The organism is Roseofilum sp. KMC-1 (genome assembly GCF_057802075.1).
In genome coordinates, this window is sequence record NZ_CM173605.1 from 4,010,410 (window position 1) to 4,027,101 (window position 16,692).

A 16,692-nucleotide genomic window follows, 5' to 3' on the forward strand; every position below is an offset into this window, starting at 1 on the left:
GGACTAGGAAAAAGCTGGGCTGAAGTTCAGGTTGCGATCGCCATCGGCTTGCTGATTGGCTAGGCTCTTGAGATTCACCCACACTTTGTATCCGTCTTTTGAATAGGTTATGCAGCTTCTGATATTGCGTTCAGCCATGTCACAGGCATAACCATAAGCTTGTAATCGTTTCTCTTCAGTGTAAGAACGAGCATAAGTATACATTTCATTTTGGTAGGACATGGCATCCTGAACGCCATTATCCCAGTATTTGAAGCTGGTTATTAATTTTTCTTGGATGATAGACGGTAAAGTAATAGACATATCAGCTCCTACAAATCTTATACAATGTTTTCTGTTCCTCATGTCAATCATGATAGAAGGTGAATGTGAAAAACCTGTGAAAGCACAACTTTACATCACTCCAGAGATATTTTACATAAGTTTAAGCTTTTGAAAAAATCTTTATTGGGTTACTTTTGGTATATTGGAACACAAAAAAATGAGGGATGATGAGCATTCCTCATGGGAGAGTTAAAAAAGTCTGTGGCAAACCAGAGTTTATCAAGATAGAGGTTCCATATTCAGTAATACTTTCAAGACTCCTTTTTGTTGAGCCAATTGAAATCCTTCTAGACCTTCGCTCAGGGGATATTCAGCCTCAATGAGACGGTTAATATCAATTTGATGGTTCGCCAGCAGATCTAAGGCTTTGTCAAAGGGGCCGCAGCGCGAGCCAATTAAGGTGATTTCGTTGACGACTAGCAGGGAAGCATCGAGGGTGAGTTGGCCGGCATAGGTGCTTTTGAGGACTAGGGTTCCCCGTGGACGCAGGGCGCGAACGGCGATCGCAAATCCTTCTGGATTGCCTGTACATTCAACTGTGCGATCGAATGTGCCCTCTTGGATCTCCTCCGCAAATCCTACTGTAATCCCCAAGGCTTCTAAATTCTCTAATTTCTGCCGATGACGACCAATGACCAACAGGTTACATCCGGTCAGTGCCAAGGTTTGAGCCACCAATTGCCCCAATTTACCATCACCGACCACCAAAACTCGATCTTCTGGCGTAATGGATACCTGTTCTTGAATTTCCAACGCGGCGGCCAACGGTTCAGTAAACGGTGCTGCATGGGTTTCTACTGTATCTGGAACTGGGTGTAAATTCTTGATGGGTAAGGTCAGATAATCCGCAAAAGCACCATTACGATTGACAATGCCTAATACCGTCCGATTTGGGCAATGGGTGGCTTCTCCACGCTGACAAAACAGACACTCTCCACAACTGGCATTAATTTCGCCCACAACCCGTTTATTGACTAGATTCTCCGGGCCTTCCGTGACTACTCCCACAAACTCATGGCCAAGAATACCCGTATAGGGATAGTATCCTCGGAGTAGCTCCAAGTCTGTATTACAAATTCCGGCACGCAAAACCTTAATTAAGGCTTCTCCCTCTGGAGGGGTGGGAGTTGGTAAATCGGTTCGCAGTTGCAGGTGTTGATTTTCGAGCCAGATTCCTTTCATGATTTAAGTGTGTATAGGGAGATATTCATTCACTAGGATACTTTATGGAGTTTAAGGAAGTAGAGAGCAATGAGATTTACTTAAGTAATATTGAAGTTCGGCTGGTGCGATCGTGAATTTTTGGGCGATCGCGCCTTCTCCACATAATACAATGCTATAGTCGAACTAATGCCTTTAGATTGATATGACTCAAACGGTATATATTGAAACCAGTTGTGTGGGTTATCTAACAGTCAGACCCAGCAATAATCTGATTGTTATGGCAAATATGGAAATTACCCGAAAGTGGTGGGAAGAACGTCGAGAGAACTTTAGCCTTTATATTTCCCAAGTGGTTTGGGATGAAGCGAGTCAAGGGGATAGTGAAATGGTAAAAAAGAGACTGGAAATTATCCAAGATATTCCATTACTGAACATTACTGAAACAGCGCGGGAATTAGGGATACAATTTTTAACGAGAAGTAATTTACCAGCTAAAGCATCTGATGATGCTATACATATTGCAGTGGCTACGGTTCACCAATTGGATTATATGCTAACCTGGAATTGTAAACACATTGCAAATGCCCAGATTCAGAGAAAACTGGCGGAAATTTGTAGCGATTTTGGATATCAGCTACCTGTAGTTTGTACACCCTATGAGTTAATGGCAGAGTAGAATTATGTGGGAAGATGAAGTTTTAGAAGAATTGTACAAAATTCGAGAAGAACATTCTAAAGCGTTCAACTATGATTTTAATGCTATCTTTGCTGACTGGCAGAAGAGACAGGAGAGTAGCGGTAAGGAGTTGGTTTCTTTGGAATCAACCAAGAATCTTAATGTTGCTCATTCTACAGCAGAATCATAGCGATCGCTTCCTTGCAACTCAGACAGAGGCGATAATGCTCCGCATCGCTGGCGCGCTCGCCAATGGAGTCATCTAAATCTCAATGTTGATGTTCGGCTGGTGCGATCGTGAACCTTTGGGCGATCGCTCCCTCGCAAACTCTACAGAGATACTCTCCCCTCTACATAAAAATTGATTTTGTGGAACATAAACCGTAGAAGGCGATAAAATTAAAGGGTAGAAGCTCAAGCATAGCTGATGACGATCGCACAACCTCGCTACAGTAAAGAAGAGTTCGCCCGACGAGGTGATGAGATATATGAGTCTCAGGTGCGCCAACAAGTTGAGGAAGGTAACTACGGCAAGATTGTAGCGATAGACATCGAAACTGGAGATTTTGAAGTCGATCGCAGCGAAACGGCGGCTTGCGATCGCCTGGAAATTCGTTGTCCGGATGCCCAAATTTGGATCGTTCGCATTGGTTCTCGCCACGTTCGCCGATTTGGGGGACGGGCCCGGAGAACTCGATGATTACGGGATTGGTTAATGCCGAGTTTGACCCCATTATTCCACTTTCGATTCGTCGCGCTGATGGCCAAGTCTTCACGCAAGATGCGATCGTAGATACTGGCTTCAATGGTTGGCTTTCATTGCCTCCTGATGCGATCGCTCAACTGAACCTGAAATGGAAAAGGCGAGGTCGGGCAATGCTTGGAGGCGGTAGCGAGTGCGTGTTCGACATTTACGAAGCAGTTGTAGTCTGGGATAATACCCTGCTTAAAATTCCAGTAGATGAAGCTGATGCAGAACCGCTCGTTGGAATGTCGCTGATGGAAGGCTATCAGCTAACGGTACAGGTTTTTGAGGGCGGTCAGGTCGAACTTCGCAAAGTCACGGTCTAATACCATAACCGGTTCTGACGAGCGATCGCCAATGGAGTCATCTAAATCTCAATGTTGAAGTTCGGCTGGTGCGATCGTGAAATTTTGGGCGATCTCACGTCATTCACTGCTTCTAGTATAGGCGATCTCGTCAGCGATGGGTCGCATTATCGCTAGTCACGGAGTGAGTGTAGTGCTATCCTGAAAAAGACAGATTATACTCCTTAATTCCCAATTATACCATGGAAATTGCTACTGAACTCACGGAACAACAAAAACAAAAAATTGCTTTTATTCAGCAAGAAACGCGACAAAACCTAGATCAAATCTTGGAATCGGCACTAGATATTTACTACAAACAAGTTTTGAGTGCTTCTAATAACCATTTGCAAAAGTTTAGTGAAATTGGTTTTATTGGTTGTATTGAAGCGGAACCCGATCTGGCAGAACGCTCTGAATCGATATTGTAGTTTGCACACCCTTCCACACAATACAATGCTATAGTAGAAGTAATCCATTGTACAAACCAATGACTGAACTTACCTTAGACAAACCGGAATTCAAGCAACTCCTGAAAGCCACCATTCGGGAATTAATCCAAGAAGAAAGAGAGATGTTTTCTGAACTGCTGGTAGAAGCGCTAGAAGATATTGCCATGGAAAAGGCCATTAAGGAAGGAGAGAACAGTGAAGTCGTCAGTCGCGATGAAATATTTAAAATTCTGAAGGGGTAGATGTGGACGTTGAGTTTAGAAAGACCTTTAAGAAAGATTTGCTGAAAATTCGTGACTCCAAGTTGTATGAAAGAATTGAATCGCTTATTGTAGCGATTGAAGAAGCTGAAGCCTTAAGTGAAATTAGTCATGTGACAAAACTTAAAGATGCGGAAAGTTATTATCGAGTCAGAGTGGGAGATTATCGAGTAGGATTTAAGCTTGATGATGGTGTTGTTTCCTTGGTGAGGGTACAGCACAGAAAAGATATTTACAAAAATTTTCCTTAATCGCACGTCATTCGCTGCTTCTAGTATAGGCGATCGCTCCCTCGCAGGTGAGATAGTGGCGATTGTTACGGTTTAACCGAATTGCTACTAGGCTAGTAATTGCCAAGCTATAACGATCGCTCTAATCCCTACATTTGTATTGCTATTTATTAGGCATATATTTACACCTTTGAATCCAAATGTCTCTCCAGCAATGATAAAATTGATTATTGCTACATGGATACCTTGTATTTTGAGGGCAGTCTTGATTAGTAGGTTGGGTTGAGGAACGAAACCCAACCTACGAGAAAATAGCAAGGGTATTGCTGCTAGAAGCCGGGTTTCTTCAAGAAACCCGGCTTCTGGGTTATCAACTAAACCTTGGCTTCTTCCTTTACTAACTTCTCCCAACCCAAATCCTTCAGATTGTTATTCCGGCGCAGGGGACGGGTGACCAATTCTAGGATGTCGCGGGTATTCGTAAAGCCGTGGATTTGGGCAAACGTAAACTCCACTGACCACTTGGTCGTAATACCCCGTGCTTCCATCGGGTTTGCATGGGCCATTCCCGTAATCACTAAATCCGGTTTCAGGTCGTAAATGCGTTGAATTTGATTGTAATTGTCTGGTTTTTCGACAATATTGGGCAACGGCGCTCCCATCTCTTGACAGGTTTTTTCCAATAGGGCTAACTCCGCTCCTTGGTAGCGTTTATCCATGTAGGGAATGCCGATTTCATGGACAATCATACCGCAGCGAATTAGGAACCGCGCTTGAGAGATTTCTAAGAGGTTATCGCCCATGAAAAAGACCGATTTGCCGCGAATTAATTGGACGTAATCTTCCACACTGTCCCAGATTTGCTGTTCCCGTTCAGCTAATCCTTTGGGTTCGATATTAAAGACGGAACAAATCTTTTCAATCCAAGCTCTAGTCCCATCCGGCCCGATGGGGAAGGGTGCGCTAATTAACTTACACTTGCGCCGACGCATTAAAGTGGTGGCAGTGCGGGATAAAAAGGGGTTCACCCCAGAGACATAATAGCCTTCTTCTACAACCGGTAATTCGGTATAGCGTTTCGCGGGTAACCATCCGGAAACTTTGATGCCATGGCGCTTTAATTCTAGGGTCAATTGGGTCACAATGGGGTCAGGAACAGAACCGAATAAGACTAGAGGAGGATGGTCTACATATTCCGATTCTTCTTTAGCCACATCTTCCTTTTTCTTGCCAAAGGTAAGTAGGCGTTGGATGGCGTTGCGCTCTTCTTTCTCTTCCGATTTTTCCACCCCTTGAGGACAGCGAGCAGCCATGGCAGCGAGGACGGTATCTTCTCCTTGGGTGAAGGCGTAGTCTAAACCATTAGCGCGAGCAACGACGATGGGAATGCCGATTTCCGCTTCGAGTTTCGGCGCGAGACCTTCTAAGTCCATTTTAATGATTTCGGTGGTACAAGTCCCGATCCAAACTATAACAGAAGGGTTGCGATCGCGCTTAATCTGCAAGCACAACCGCTTCAATTCCTCATAATCGTTCAACTTAGCCGAAATATCGCCTTCCTCCAACTCCGCCATCGCATAGCGAGGTTCAGCGAAAATCATCACCCCCATGGCATTTTGCAGGAAATAGCCACAGGTTTTCGTGCCAATCACCAGAAAGAAACTATCTTCAATCTTCTGGTATAACCAAGCCACACAGCTAATCGGACAAAACGTATGATAATTGCCAGTTTCACACTCAAAATTGAGGGCACTGGTTTCCGGTTGTGCAACAGTCATAAGATATAAACCTAGATTTCAATCAGTTAACGTTATAGATCGTCCTCTCCATCCGGTAACAAACGAGACACGCCCGTGGGTTGTCCGGGAGAAGAAATGGCGGGAGATTCTCCGTTGGGGTTTAACTCCCGCTCCGGGTCAAAATTTAACCCCAATACATCGACTAAGGCATCTTCATCAGCATTGAGCTTGAAGAAGGGAACCATCAAATTGCCCAATTTTGGCTCTAGGGCATTCACCACCCCTAAAATCAGGGAAGAAGCGGGTCTACGCCCCCCATCCGGCGTTTTGTTAGACTTCACTTCCATTTGCAGAAGTAGCCAGGCTTTATTGGCTTGAAAATAGTCCAGCCATTTTTGGCGAATGGAAGCGGTAAAGTTATCGAAAAAAGCCATACTCACAGCAGTCAATCCAATAGCAAGGGTATCGTTGAGCCATGATACTGTTTTTCCGGCCGAACTGGGGATTTTGCCCTCTCCCTAAATCCCTCTCCCACGGGAGAGGGACTTCTTTGTTCCCCTTCTCCTGCGGGAGAAGGGGTTAGGGGATGAGGGGCAAGCGCTTAAACCATCATCAGTGCGAGTTCTTCTTCTTCCGTCTTCACTGCTTCCTTGGGAGGATTGAGATAGAAGTCAGAGAGCAGGGAGAATAAGTCGCGGTCTGCGGCATCTTTGGGAACGACTCCTTCAGGACGGGCCAGAACTTGGTCGGCGATGTTGAGATAATAGTTGGCCACGGGTTCTAGGGTGGGGTCGGTTTCGGCCATTTCAAAGATGGTTTTGCCTTTAACGCGGGAGATGCGGATATCTTCGATTAAGGGGAGAATCTCTAGCACTGGCATGGGAACGGATTCAACGTATTTGTCGATTAGGTCGCGCTTGGAGGTGCGGTTACCAATGAGTCCGGCTAACCGTAGGGGGTGGGTTCTGGCTTTTTCGCGCACGGAAGCGGCGATGCGGTTGGCGGCAAAGAGGGCATCAAAGCCGTTGTCGGTGACAATCATGCAGTAGTCGGAGTAGTTGAGGGGGGCAGCAAAGCCACCGCAGACGACATCACCGAGTACATCGAAGAGAATGATATCGTATTCGTCAAAGGCGTTAAGTTCTTTAAGTAGTTTTACGGTTTCGCCAACGACATAACCGCCACATCCAGCACCGGCGGGAGGGCCGCCCGCTTCTACACAGTCTACGCCACCATAGCCTTTGAATATGACATCTTCAGGCCAAACGTCTTCATAGTGGTAATCTTTGGCTTGCAAGGTATCAATGATGGTGGGAATCAGAAATCCGGTGAGGGTAAAGGTACTGTCGTGTTTGGGGTCGCAGCCGATTTGTAGGACTTTTTTACCCCGTCTGGCGAGTGCAACGGAGATGTTGCAGCTTGTGGTGGATTTGCCGATACCGCCTTTTCCATAGACTGATAGTTTCATAGCGATCGCTCTCTCCTAATGGCTTGCTTGGCTCTGTCTTGATCGCATTATTAACGAAGTTCCGGGGAAATCCAAGGGGCGATCGGAATGACTTCAGGTTTAATCCCTCGTTTTTAAGCACTATCTGAGTTTATTAGGTCTCTATCGCTTCCAATTCCTGATGAAGCTCTAAAATCTAGTTTTTAATAATTTTTATATCTAATTTTTATAAAAATCGGTTTAATAGACAAAAATACCCTCATCCCCCAGCCCCTTCTCCCACAGGAGAAGGGGAGTAAGCTCTTCTGCTATGGGAGAAGGAAGGAAAAGTCCCTCTCCCGTGGGAGAGGGATTGAGGGAGAGGGCAAACCCAGCCCTATATTAAAAATCATTACAGTTTTGCCGAGACGGGTAAAATTAGGCAAAAGATCGGATGACTGCTCTACCTTGAATTGACGAAAGGGAAATCATGGTTAACTGCTACAAAATTGGCGATCGCGCCAGCGATGCGTTGCATTATCGCCTCTTCAAAGGTGCGATTATCGCCCTGATCCTCTCCTTCCTCACCCTCTGCGGTGTAACTTTACCTGCACAAGCGGCTAACGCTAAACTCGAACAACAAGTGCTAGAGATCATCCGCAACCATCCGGAAGTCATTCTCGAATCTGTGCAAACCTATCAACAGCAGCAACAACAATCTCTACAACAAAACCGTCTAGCCTTTCTCGACACCCTGAACCGGGAACCGGAAACCCTTATCGGCAATTCTCCTACCATGGGTGCAGAAAATCCCCAAGTTTTCCTGATCGAATTTTCGGACTTTCAATGTCCCTTTTGTGCCCGTGCCCATGATACCGTTGCCCAATTCATGGACAAGCATCAGAAGCAAGTACAACTGGTGTATAAACACTTTCCCCTGACTGCACTTCATCCCCAAGCCGCAAAAGCTGCTTATGCTGCTTGGGCTGCTGGTCAACAGGGTAAATTTTGGCCCTATCATGATGCCCTATTTGCCCAACAGGATCGATTAGACGATGGACTGTATGAGCAATTAGCCCAAGATTTAGAGTTAGATTTAGCACAATTTCAGCAAGATTTGGCGATCGCCCCCTCAGCCATTGCAGGAGACGGAGAACTCGCTACTCAATTAGGACTCTCCGGGACTCCATTTTTCGTCCTGTTCGCCCCAGGAGAACCCCAGGGTAAGGGAGAGAGCTTTTCCGGGGCGATCGAATTAACAGAAATGGAAGAGATATTACAGAAAGTCTCTGGTTGAACTGTGCCAAGCTTCCTAGAAATCCTCTTTGCCCGCGATCGCCTCCACCATCCTCTGAGTCACTTCTTTTACCGGCATTTCTCCCAATTCTCCCTTAGCGCGGGTGCGAATATTCAGGCTCTCTGCCTCCATTTCCTTCGCACCAATCACACTCATAATGGGAACCTTCTCTTTCTCCGCATTGCGAATCTGTTTAGCCAAGCGCTCCCCGCTTCGATCCACTTCCACGCGGATATTGTAACTCAGCATTTGCTCGGCCACCTTTTGAGCAAAGGGCAATTGAGTTTCGCTCACCGGTAATAACCGAATCTGCACCGGAGCTAACCACAGGGGAAAATCTCCCGCATATTCCTCAATTAAAATCCCCACTAACCGCTCCAAAGAACCAAACGGAGCGCGGTGAATCATCACCGGACGTTCGCGAACTCCTTGCTCAGAAACATAGGTCAGATCGAAGCGCTCTGGCAAATTATAATCTACTTGCACCGTTCCCAATTGCCATTCCCGGTCTAGGGCATCTCGGAAAATAAAGTCGAGTTTTGGCCCATAAAAGGCAGCTTCCCCGATGCCCTCAAAATGATCCATGCCCAAAGTTTCTACAGCCCGACGGATAGCATTTTGGGATTTTTCCCAAGCTTCATCGGAACCAATATATTTATCTAAACTGGGGTCGCGAAAACTTAATCTGGCTCTGAAATTACTTAAGCGCAACGTCTTAAACACGCTCAGAGTTAAATCCACCACATTTAAGAATTCCTGATCCAACTGTTCTGGAGTCACAAATAAATGCGAGTCATCTTGCGTAAATCCCCGCACCCTCGTCAGTCCGCCCAGTTCTCCCGATTGTTCGTAGCGGTAAACTGTGCCAAATTCTGCCAACCGAATAGGAAGATCTCGGTAGGAATGGAGTTCACTTTTATAGATCTGGATATGGAAGGGGCAGTTCATGGCTTTTAGCACAAACCCTTCTGCTTCCGATTCTCCCATCATCGGGAACAGGTCATCTTTGTATTTTTGCCAATGGCCGGAAGTTTTGAACAACTCCACCCGGCCAATGTGGGGGGTAACCACTTGTTGATAACCCCGTTTGAGTTGCTCTCGTTTGAGGAAGTCTTCTAGTAAACTGCGAATGGTTGCGCCTTTATGGGTCCAGAGAGGGAGTCCAGGGCCCACTTGATCGGAGAAAATGAATAATCCCAGTTCTTTACCGAGTTTGCGGTGGTCTCGTTTAAGCGCTTCTTCTTTGCGTCGTTGATATTCAGCTAGTTGTTCGGGGGTTTCCCAAGCTGTGCCATAGATGCGCTGAAGTTGGGCTTTGTTGGCATCTCCGCGCCAATAGGCTCCGGCCACACTTTCCAGGGCGATCGCCTTCGGGTTAATATCGGCTGTACTCTCTACATGGGGCCCAGCGCACAAATCCCACCATTGATCCCCCAAATGATAGATTGTGATTGGCTCTGTTTTAATATCGTCCAGGATTTCCAGTTTATAGGGTTCTTGCAGTTGTTCGATCCGCTTTTTGGCTTCTTCCCGACTCACTTCTTCTCGCAGTACGGGGAGTTTGCGGTTGATGATCTTAATCATCTCTTTTTTGATCGCCTTTAAGTCTTGTTCCGTAAAGGGTTCCGGACAATCAAAATCATAGTAATATCCATTTTCAATCCAAGGGCCAATCGTCACTCTAGCTTTAGGAAAGAGTTTCTGTACCGCCATGGCCATAATGTGGGAGGTGGTATGGCGGATTTTTTTCAACGTCTCCGATTCACTGGTGCGAGGCAGATGGATTTGAGGCGCTTCTTTGTCCATAGGTTGGGGTTGTTTCGAGTCTTCTGGAGGCATGGGTCGTGCGATCGCAAATAAGGGACACTCTTAATTGAGTCTAGATCAATTCTGTGGGGCTGATGCTCAAGGGGATAACCATTGAATTATACCGGGTTTCGGTGCTGTTGAGGGCAATTCGCCTCTATTTTACGAGAAAATTACCCTTCTGGAATCGATACAACCGTTTTCTCCCCATCTCCCCATCTCCCCCTGATGGGTGATCGATCTTAAGTTAAGCTTAAATTTCTGAATGTAAAGAAACGTAACTTACGTTAAGCTTATGATAGAGATTATCCTTGACATACTAGATCAATCATCTGATGGGTTCCCTAGCCCCTAACCTCTCCCTATCAATACCCCTTTTGATTAAAACTCAATTTGGAGATCTGTAATAATGCTACATCTAATTTACGTCTTTGCTTTCACCGCCTTAGCCTTTATCGCTGTTGGCAACTTAATCCGCAACTTGATGATCCTCGGTTCTGAAAGCACTCGCAACTATCCCCCCAAGTTAAAGGATATTCCAGTAGATCCCCATCGGATCTCCTCTAATCAGGTTCCTCATCCTGAGTTTTTGGATGAAACCGGAATGGTGATCAAAGAACCTTTATTGGTGATGCGATCAATTACTGTAGAAGATGCCCGTGAAAAGCTAGATGCTTTGTATAATTCTTCTCCCGAATCTTCCCCTAAAGAGGATCGAGGAGAAAGTTAAAATCTGTTCAGATAAATTTCATGATATAAATCAACAAATCGGGTTAAGTAAACGCGAATCTCGATCGGTACTGGCTTAACCCTGATTTATGATTGATTCATCAGATAGCTTAAATATTCTTCCACCCATTTGAGGGATGTCTGGACAGCCACTAAGCTAATCGGAATTGAGGATAAAGTTTTAGTTCATCTGGATCAAAGGTTTTTGCCCAGTTGAGCAGGTTTTGGGTGACGGAATGGGCGCTGTCTGGTTTGAGCAATAGAGCTAGGTATTGATCTTTTTGTTTGACGATAACTGCTCGATATCCATTGGCACAGGTGCTGGCGTAATGAAAGCCATCGAGCTGTAAGGAAGACATTAACAGCGATCGCAGTCCCAAAGCCTGAAACACCGTTTGTACCCAACTGACATTATCTACCTCGTCTGTGACTAAATATTCACGGGGTAAACCACTCAAGTCAAACACTGCTGCACCGACTACCGAACCTAAATAGAGGTCTTGCTTAGACAGATCGGGGGACTCAGAGGGTGTAGGCTGAGAATCAGTAGTCATTGGAGACTGGCTTACTTTAGAGGTATTTATAGAAAGGCTTGCTTTGGAAACATTAGGATATTCATACACCCAATTGCAACCCGAAAGCTCCGCTTCAGTTTTTCCCAATACTATAATCCTCAATTGTGGATAAATATCTTGTAGCCGCCAGCAAAATCGTTGGGTTTGATGTTGTAGAAAAAGGATGTCTAAAATCAACAAATCTGACGATCTCTCTCGCACACTATGTAACAGCTCTTGAGTATTGCGGCAAATATAGGTATGGCAGTCTTGTTGATCGATAAATTCTTTGACACAGGTTTGGGTAAAACGAGTGGAAGCCAAAATGATATTAAGAGTTTCCTTTTGAAAGGATTGATTGATCGTTGCGATTTGCATTTACTTCTCCTATGGGGATTTGAGTTTATAAAATTACAAATTACTAAAGTAATTTTGCTTAAAAATCGAACGAAATCTTATGGCGATCGTGGCTCTTGAGAGTGGCTCTTGGGTAGAGACTTGTCAAGGGAGATGATCCAGGATAACAGCACCATACCTAGTCTAGGCTTAGATTATTTATTTAAATGATTGCCGATAACTTCAGATTAAGTCCGCGATCACTTAAGTAAATTATAAGGCCAATTCCCTGAATCTTCTCATTCAGTGTAATTGAACTCTACAAGAAGATTAACTTATATTAACTGTAATAGTCATAACATTGATTCTCTGTGGAATACAGCCCTCTAGAGGTAGAGGAATCCTCCCAGGTCTAGGTCAGCGTCATCCCCTATATATAGATTTTTATCTATGGATATACCCAGAAAATCCTCAACAATTCGTTGTTTACAAATATTAACTAAAGTACATACAATGTAGGAGTAGGTAATGAGTATATATTCTCAATCATGTTTGGCAATTCATTTCCTTGGTTAAGTGCAATCATTCTATTTCCCCTTGTGGCGGCTCTAGCTATCCCTCTGATTGGCGATCGCCACACTAAGATCATCCGTTGGTATGCTCTCGGCGTAGGTCTCGTAGACCTAGTAATGACCCTCTACGCTTTCGGCTCTCACTACAACTTCCAACAATCCACGATTCAACTGACTGAATCCTATCCCTGGATACCGCAACTGGGACTCAATTGGTCTTTAGCTGTAGATGGCCTATCCATGCCCCTGATCGCCCTGAGTGCCCTAGTCACCACTTTGGCGATCGCCGCATCCTGGAACGTCAACCACCGCCCCAAACTGTTCTTCAGCCTCATGCTGATCATGTACAGTGCCCAGATCGCGGTATTTGCAGCCCAAGACTTACTCCTATTCTTCCTCACTTGGGAGCTAGAACTCGTCCCCGTCTACCTGCTCATCTCCATCTGGGGTGGACAAAAACGCCTCTATGCTGCCACTAAATTTATTCTCTATACCGCATTAGCTTCTATCTTCATCTTGGTTGCAGCCCTCGCCATGGCATTCTACGGCGACACCGTAACCTTTGACATGACTGAACTGGCGAACAAACACTATCCCAGAGCCTTCGAGCTACTCGCCTACGCAGCCTTCATCATCGGCTTTGGCGTTAAACTCCCCATCTTCCCCCTCCACACTTGGCTTCCCGATGCCCACTCCCAAGCCTCCGCTCCCGTCTCCATGATTCTCGCGGGAGTCCTGCTAAAAATGGGCGGTTACGGCATCATCCGTCTGAACCTGGAAGCTCTCCCCCATGCCCACGCTTACTTTGCTCCCGTCCTCGTTATCCTCGGCATCGTTAACATCGTCTATGGAGCATTAAACGCCTTTGCCCAAGGCGATCTCAAACGCCGCCTCGCTTGTTCCTCCATCTCTCACATGGGCTTTGTCCTCATCGGTATTGCTTCCTTTAATGAACTGGGCTTAAACGGCGCAATGCTGCAAATGCTCTCCCATGGACTGATTGCGGCTGCTCTGTTCTTCCTGGCTGGAGCCACCTACGAGCGCACCCATACTTTAGCACTAGCGAAAATGAGCGGACTAGCTCAAACCATGCCCAAACTCTTCGCCCTCTTTACTGCCGCATCTATGGCTTCCTTAGCTCTGCCGGGTATGAGTGGATTTGTGGGAGAACTGAGCGTTTTCTTAGGAGTCACCACCAGCGATGTTTATTCCTCTGGCTTCAAAGCTGTGGTCATCGGTTTAGCGGCTGTCGGTTTAATTCTGACTCCAATTTATCTGCTCTCCATGATGCGCGATATCTTCTACGGTGAAGAAACGGGTGTGGTTGTTGATGGCTGGATGGATGCCAAACCTCGCGAAGTGGCGATCGCCCTTTGCCTCCTGCTCCCCATCATCGGTATCGGTCTCTATCCTAAAATCGCCACCCAAACCTACGATATCAAAACCACGGCGATCGCCGAAACTACTCGCCAAGTCCTCACCGTGGTTGCCCAAGAGCGCTCTCGCCTCTACTCCGGAAACTTCTATATTCCCAACGTGCCTGCGGCTAAAGCCCCAGCTCTGTTAGGAGTAATGGACAACATTTCCGGTTCCGCCTAAGCCACTTGACTCGAACTGTGGTACTTCGATTCCCAATCTCGACAACCATCAGATTCAGGGCCATGAGGGTGAATAGCACAAACCAATAAATTGCCCCCCGGACTCCCGCCATAGTAGAAGCGACAAGCTTCACAAGGGCGGGATTTTTCCGCTTCTCCTAGGGCAAAAGCCTTGAGTTTGGCGGCTAAATCGTGGTTGGGTTCCCATGTTAAAGCTTGTTCAAAGGCTTGCAGTGCCCATTCCTGATTCTCAAAATCCTGCAACCACATTAAACCTACTTCTGTCCAATCATCGGCTGGAGTCGGATGAAAACAGGATTTGCCCTGACTCAAGAGTTTTCCGATCAGGGTTTCTACTAACTCCGGAGGTTGAAAGGGTTTGGCGATATAGCCATCGGCAATAGTGAGTCCTCGCACTCGATCCTGCTCATGATTTTTAACCGTGCAAAAAATAACGGGAATATGGCAAGTTTTGGGGTCTCGTTTCAGAGCCAAGCAGAGTTGATAGCCATTCAAGTTGGGAGAAACAATATCAGCAATCACTAGATCGGGTAAATGGTGCTGGATTTGGCTTAAAGCTTCCTGTCCATCGCCTGCTTCTAGAATATCGAAACCAACCGATCGCAGTAATTTTACGATCGCCGCTCTTTGGCTGCGACTATCCTCAAATACAAATACGGTACTCATAAAGGGCATATCCGTTGATTCAACTGTGTTCCAATGGGTTTAAGATACCCAACTTGGATGACAAACCGATCAACAGCAACCCAAACTCCGCATCACTACGGTTGACAATAAAGCATAAATTTGTTAAATAAGAGCGATCGTCCCCCAACCCAGAAACCGGCGATCGCCCTCTAGATAGAAAGAGCCAGCTTCGAGGCAATGCCTTGTTTTAAGGAGATTTGTACCCAAAGCAACCAATCTGCATAGGAAATTCCATAAATGGTTGGATCGTAGTAGCAACTGAGTTCAAAGACCATAATTTCTTTTAATTGATTGGCTTCAAAGTTCTGAGTCACTAACTGTTCTATATCTTCAATAGTTTGTTGTACTTGGGTAATGGGTTCATCTTGAAGATAGTTGTGGATAACACCTAATGCATCAGGAGTATCTAAATTCCAATCTTGATGAAAGTAACAGCTACAAAATTGAGCTAGTGCAGGAAAGCGATCGATATTCATGGTTCTGGGTAAGCGGTTAAAATATAGTATCCTAGTGGCACAGTGGAATCTCGTCTCAGAATGATGCGTAAGTTTTGGGCCATGGCCGGATGAGGATCGTTTTGAGCTAGACTAATACCGATCGCCTGGTTAGCTCTATGGTAGATTGATAGTCGGGCTGTTGCCATTGCCAGCCAATGAGTAATTTGGGTGTGGTTCGCATCCATCGCATCGGAAATAGTTTGTTCTGCAATTTCTCGATTAAAGAATGATGAGGCCCTAGGAAGAGTCGTCTGAGTAGCCAAGCGGTTAGCCAGCTCTGCTTCAGTTATACCAACATGCCTGGCTAATGTATGGCCTCCTGCTGTTTCATGGACAACAAGACCTCCACCGGGGGTTAGCCGACTAAAGTTAGTCACTGATGTTTTGCTTTATTGAGGGAAAGTGAGTTTTTCGTAAGATAGCATTATACTACCGATTGAATGAAGAATTGGCGATCGCCGAGGTCTGGATTATGGTAGAGGCGATCGCCCCAGGGATGGGTGGCATTATCGCCCCCCAAACCAACCCAGAAACCCGGTTTCTCACCCCTTGCGCGAACCTATTCCTTTTAATCCCCAAACACCGAGTAACGCCAGTGTTCCCACAGCACTCGGTTCGGGGACAGATTGGGGAGTCGAGTCCGGTTTGTCGATAACTTCCACTTGGTAGCTAACGCTCCATTTACTCGACATCAAAACCCTTGGGTTTATAGCCCCCCTTATTAAGGGGGGTTGGGGGGATCAAACGCTAGAAAACTCACCAATATCTTCTCTGTTCAAAGCATTTTCTTAGAGACATTATTGAAGAATTCTCGCTTCGTTGTTAGCGGTGAGATCCCCCCCTGCCCCCCTTGGAAAGGGGGGAGATTTGGATACAAAACTGAGTAACTGGGTGCAGACTCCTTCAAAGTTCGTCAACACTTGTTCATTCGTAAATCGGATAACGGTTAAACCATATCCTTGTAGAATTTGAGTCCGTTCTTCATCGTAAGCTTTACCTTGTTCGGTGTAATGACTTTCGCCATCAACTTCAATGACAAGTTTTAAAGACGCGCAATAAAAATCAACAATAAAATTTCCAATGGGGCGCTGTCTTAAAACTCGTTGGGGGAAGTTTCGCAGAAATGTCCATAGTTGCCGTTCTGCGATCGTTGGATTTTGCCGCATTTGTTTGGCAATGGGTGTGAGTTTTGGGTTGTATGGCAGGTGGAAGTTGTTGGGTGTGAGGGTCATGAT

22 protein-coding genes are annotated in these 16,692 nt (G+C 45.8%); 11 read left to right on the forward strand and 11 right to left on the reverse strand.

Going from position 1 to position 16,692, the window contains the following annotated elements; translation table 11 throughout:
• Nucleotides 1-3: 3 nt before the first annotated feature.
• Both AC3FZD_RS18425 and AC3FZD_RS18430 read right to left on the reverse strand, forming a co-directional pair.
• Nucleotides 4-303, reverse strand: a complete 300-nt coding sequence (locus AC3FZD_RS18425; protein WP_488737415.1) for a hypothetical protein — start codon at nt 301-303, stop codon at nt 4-6.
• A 240-nt stretch (nt 304-543) separates the two neighbouring features.
• A complete protein-coding gene (locus AC3FZD_RS18430) occupies nt 544-1,506 on the reverse strand; it encodes an MDR/zinc-dependent alcohol dehydrogenase-like family protein (RefSeq protein ID WP_488737416.1) in 963 nt (320 codons plus the stop codon).
• A gap of 184 nt (nt 1,507-1,690) precedes the next feature.
• Here AC3FZD_RS18430 and AC3FZD_RS18435 point away from each other — a divergent pair, with 184 nt between their 5' ends.
• The 7 genes from AC3FZD_RS18435 to AC3FZD_RS18465 all read left to right on the forward strand — a co-directional run bounded on the left by AC3FZD_RS18435 (nt 1,691) and on the right by AC3FZD_RS18465 (nt 4,216).
• Nucleotides 1,691-2,164 (forward strand): type II toxin-antitoxin system VapC family toxin, encoded by a 474-nt coding sequence (locus AC3FZD_RS18435; RefSeq protein WP_488737417.1) that lies wholly within the window; start codon nt 1,691-1,693, stop codon nt 2,162-2,164.
• Nucleotides 2,165-2,168: 4 nt separating this feature from the next.
• Entirely contained in the window at nt 2,169-2,354 is a 186-nt protein-coding gene (locus tag AC3FZD_RS18440; protein ID WP_347178898.1) for a hypothetical protein, read from the forward strand.
• Between the two features lie 237 nt (nt 2,355-2,591).
• Nucleotides 2,592-2,864, forward strand: coding sequence for a hypothetical protein (locus tag AC3FZD_RS18445; protein WP_488737418.1), 273 nt, complete (start codon nt 2,592-2,594; stop codon nt 2,862-2,864).
• Entirely contained in the window at nt 2,861-3,235 is a 375-nt protein-coding gene (locus AC3FZD_RS18450) for a clan AA aspartic protease (RefSeq protein WP_488737419.1), read from the forward strand. The genes AC3FZD_RS18445 and AC3FZD_RS18450 overlap by 4 nt, the downstream gene beginning before the upstream one ends.
• Before the next feature lie 221 nt (nt 3,236-3,456).
• Nucleotides 3,457-3,684 carry a hypothetical protein gene (locus tag AC3FZD_RS18455; protein ID WP_488737420.1) on the forward strand — a complete coding sequence of 76 codons (228 nt, stop codon included), beginning with the start codon at nt 3,457-3,459 and terminating at the stop codon, nt 3,682-3,684.
• A 59-nt stretch (nt 3,685-3,743) separates the two neighbouring features.
• A complete protein-coding gene (locus AC3FZD_RS18460; protein WP_488737421.1) occupies nt 3,744-3,947 on the forward strand; it encodes a hypothetical protein in 204 nt (67 codons plus the stop codon).
• Between the two features lie 2 nt (nt 3,948-3,949).
• Nucleotides 3,950-4,216, forward strand: coding sequence for a type II toxin-antitoxin system RelE family toxin (locus AC3FZD_RS18465; RefSeq protein ID WP_488737422.1), 267 nt, complete (start codon nt 3,950-3,952; stop codon nt 4,214-4,216).
• 353 nt (nt 4,217-4,569) lie between these two features.
• On the opposite strand, the gene AC3FZD_RS18470 is transcribed toward AC3FZD_RS18465, so the two are convergent.
• From AC3FZD_RS18470 to bchL, 3 genes are all read right to left on the reverse strand, one after another.
• Nucleotides 4,570-5,973: a ferredoxin:protochlorophyllide reductase (ATP-dependent) subunit N gene (locus AC3FZD_RS18470; RefSeq protein WP_488737423.1), complete on the reverse strand. Its 1,404-nt coding sequence runs from the start codon at nt 5,971-5,973 to the stop codon at nt 4,570-4,572.
• Between the two features lie 32 nt (nt 5,974-6,005).
• On the reverse strand, nt 6,006-6,368 hold the full coding sequence (locus tag AC3FZD_RS18475) for a DUF5331 domain-containing protein (RefSeq protein WP_488740387.1): 363 nt from the start codon (nt 6,366-6,368) through the stop codon (nt 6,006-6,008).
• 167 nt (nt 6,369-6,535) lie between these two features.
• Nucleotides 6,536-7,402 (reverse strand): ferredoxin:protochlorophyllide reductase (ATP-dependent) iron-sulfur ATP-binding protein, encoded by an 867-nt coding sequence (gene bchL, locus AC3FZD_RS18480; RefSeq protein WP_488737424.1) that lies wholly within the window; start codon nt 7,400-7,402, stop codon nt 6,536-6,538.
• A gap of 448 nt (nt 7,403-7,850) precedes the next feature.
• Here bchL and AC3FZD_RS18485 point away from each other — a divergent pair, with 448 nt between their 5' ends.
• Nucleotides 7,851-8,657: a DsbA family protein gene (locus tag AC3FZD_RS18485; RefSeq protein ID WP_488737425.1), complete on the forward strand. Its 807-nt coding sequence runs from the start codon at nt 7,851-7,853 to the stop codon at nt 8,655-8,657.
• 15 nt (nt 8,658-8,672) lie between these two features.
• On the opposite strand, the gene thrS is transcribed toward AC3FZD_RS18485, so the two are convergent.
• Nucleotides 8,673-10,496, reverse strand: coding sequence for a threonine--tRNA ligase (gene thrS, locus AC3FZD_RS18490; RefSeq protein WP_488737426.1), 1,824 nt, complete (start codon nt 10,494-10,496; stop codon nt 8,673-8,675).
• Nucleotides 10,497-10,872: 376 nt separating this feature from the next.
• Here thrS and AC3FZD_RS18495 point away from each other — a divergent pair, with 376 nt between their 5' ends.
• On the forward strand, nt 10,873-11,193 hold the full coding sequence (locus tag AC3FZD_RS18495) for a DUF2973 domain-containing protein (RefSeq protein WP_488737427.1): 321 nt from the start codon (nt 10,873-10,875) through the stop codon (nt 11,191-11,193).
• 151 nt (nt 11,194-11,344) lie between these two features.
• On the opposite strand, the gene AC3FZD_RS18500 is transcribed toward AC3FZD_RS18495, so the two are convergent.
• A complete protein-coding gene (locus tag AC3FZD_RS18500; protein WP_488737428.1) occupies nt 11,345-12,124 on the reverse strand; it encodes a hypothetical protein in 780 nt (259 codons plus the stop codon).
• A gap of 506 nt (nt 12,125-12,630) precedes the next feature.
• Between AC3FZD_RS18500 and AC3FZD_RS18505 the strand changes: the two genes are divergently transcribed.
• Nucleotides 12,631-14,253, forward strand: a complete 1,623-nt coding sequence (locus tag AC3FZD_RS18505; RefSeq protein ID WP_488737429.1) for an NAD(P)H-quinone oxidoreductase subunit 4 — start codon at nt 12,631-12,633, stop codon at nt 14,251-14,253.
• On the opposite strand, the gene AC3FZD_RS18510 is transcribed toward AC3FZD_RS18505, so the two are convergent.
• The 3 genes from AC3FZD_RS18510 to AC3FZD_RS18520 form a co-directional block, all read right to left on the reverse strand.
• Nucleotides 14,250-14,939, reverse strand: coding sequence for a response regulator (locus tag AC3FZD_RS18510; RefSeq protein WP_488737430.1), 690 nt, complete (start codon nt 14,937-14,939; stop codon nt 14,250-14,252). The genes AC3FZD_RS18505 and AC3FZD_RS18510 overlap by 4 nt on opposite strands.
• A gap of 170 nt (nt 14,940-15,109) precedes the next feature.
• Complete coding sequence (locus tag AC3FZD_RS18515) at nt 15,110-15,436, reverse strand: contact-dependent growth inhibition system immunity protein (protein ID WP_488737431.1); 327 nt, start codon at nt 15,434-15,436, stop codon at nt 15,110-15,112.
• Nucleotides 15,433-15,834 (reverse strand): RNase A-like domain-containing protein, encoded by a 402-nt coding sequence (locus AC3FZD_RS18520; RefSeq protein WP_488737432.1) that lies wholly within the window; start codon nt 15,832-15,834, stop codon nt 15,433-15,435. Before AC3FZD_RS18520 ends, AC3FZD_RS18515 begins: the two co-directional genes overlap by 4 nt.
• 59 nt (nt 15,835-15,893) lie before the next feature.
• On the opposite strand from AC3FZD_RS18520, the gene AC3FZD_RS18525 reads away from it, so the two are divergent.
• Nucleotides 15,894-16,112, forward strand: coding sequence for a hypothetical protein (locus tag AC3FZD_RS18525; RefSeq protein WP_488737433.1), 219 nt, complete (start codon nt 15,894-15,896; stop codon nt 16,110-16,112).
• A 142-nt stretch (nt 16,113-16,254) separates the two neighbouring features.
• Here the strand turns inward: AC3FZD_RS18525 and AC3FZD_RS18530 are convergent, their stop codons facing one another.
• Complete coding sequence (locus AC3FZD_RS18530) at nt 16,255-16,689, reverse strand: endonuclease domain-containing protein (protein ID WP_488737434.1); 435 nt, start codon at nt 16,687-16,689, stop codon at nt 16,255-16,257.
• Nucleotides 16,690-16,692: the final 3 nt, after the last annotated feature.

What these genes read in the sequence shown, in the direction of transcription:
- AC3FZD_RS18470 (WP_488737423.1), bottom strand. Translation starts at nt 5,973, where the DNA reads ATGACTGTTGCACAACCGGAAACCAGTGCCCTCAATTTTGAGTGTGAA.
- AC3FZD_RS18455 (WP_488737420.1), top strand. Translation starts at nt 3,457, where the DNA reads ATGGAAATTGCTACTGAACTCACGGAACAACAAAAACAAAAAATTGCT.
- AC3FZD_RS18515 (WP_488737431.1), bottom strand. Translation starts at nt 15,436, where the DNA reads ATGAATATCGATCGCTTTCCTGCACTAGCTCAATTTTGTAGCTGTTAC.
- AC3FZD_RS18495 (WP_488737427.1), top strand. Translation starts at nt 10,873, where the DNA reads ATGCTACATCTAATTTACGTCTTTGCTTTCACCGCCTTAGCCTTTATC.
- AC3FZD_RS18460 (WP_488737421.1), top strand. Translation starts at nt 3,744, where the DNA reads ATGACTGAACTTACCTTAGACAAACCGGAATTCAAGCAACTCCTGAAA.
- AC3FZD_RS18425 (WP_488737415.1), bottom strand. Translation starts at nt 303, where the DNA reads ATGTCTATTACTTTACCGTCTATCATCCAAGAAAAATTAATAACCAGC.
- AC3FZD_RS18530 (WP_488737434.1), bottom strand. Translation starts at nt 16,689, where the DNA reads ATGACCCTCACACCCAACAACTTCCACCTGCCATACAACCCAAAACTC.
- bchL (WP_488737424.1), bottom strand. Translation starts at nt 7,402, where the DNA reads ATGAAACTATCAGTCTATGGAAAAGGCGGTATCGGCAAATCCACCACA.
- AC3FZD_RS18485 (WP_488737425.1), top strand. Translation starts at nt 7,851, where the DNA reads ATGGTTAACTGCTACAAAATTGGCGATCGCGCCAGCGATGCGTTGCAT.
- AC3FZD_RS18440 (WP_347178898.1), top strand. Translation starts at nt 2,169, where the DNA reads ATGTGGGAAGATGAAGTTTTAGAAGAATTGTACAAAATTCGAGAAGAA.
- thrS (WP_488737426.1), bottom strand. Translation starts at nt 10,496, where the DNA reads ATGCCTCCAGAAGACTCGAAACAACCCCAACCTATGGACAAAGAAGCG.
- AC3FZD_RS18475 (WP_488740387.1), bottom strand. Translation starts at nt 6,368, where the DNA reads ATGGCTTTTTTCGATAACTTTACCGCTTCCATTCGCCAAAAATGGCTG.
- AC3FZD_RS18450 (WP_488737419.1), top strand. Translation starts at nt 2,861, where the DNA reads ATGATTACGGGATTGGTTAATGCCGAGTTTGACCCCATTATTCCACTT.
- AC3FZD_RS18445 (WP_488737418.1), top strand. Translation starts at nt 2,592, where the DNA reads ATGACGATCGCACAACCTCGCTACAGTAAAGAAGAGTTCGCCCGACGA.
- AC3FZD_RS18505 (WP_488737429.1), top strand. Translation starts at nt 12,631, where the DNA reads ATGTTTGGCAATTCATTTCCTTGGTTAAGTGCAATCATTCTATTTCCC.
- AC3FZD_RS18500 (WP_488737428.1), bottom strand. Translation starts at nt 12,124, where the DNA reads ATGCAAATCGCAACGATCAATCAATCCTTTCAAAAGGAAACTCTTAAT.
- AC3FZD_RS18435 (WP_488737417.1), top strand. Translation starts at nt 1,691, where the DNA reads ATGACTCAAACGGTATATATTGAAACCAGTTGTGTGGGTTATCTAACA.
- AC3FZD_RS18430 (WP_488737416.1), bottom strand. Translation starts at nt 1,506, where the DNA reads ATGAAAGGAATCTGGCTCGAAAATCAACACCTGCAACTGCGAACCGAT.
- AC3FZD_RS18510 (WP_488737430.1), bottom strand. Translation starts at nt 14,939, where the DNA reads ATGAGTACCGTATTTGTATTTGAGGATAGTCGCAGCCAAAGAGCGGCG.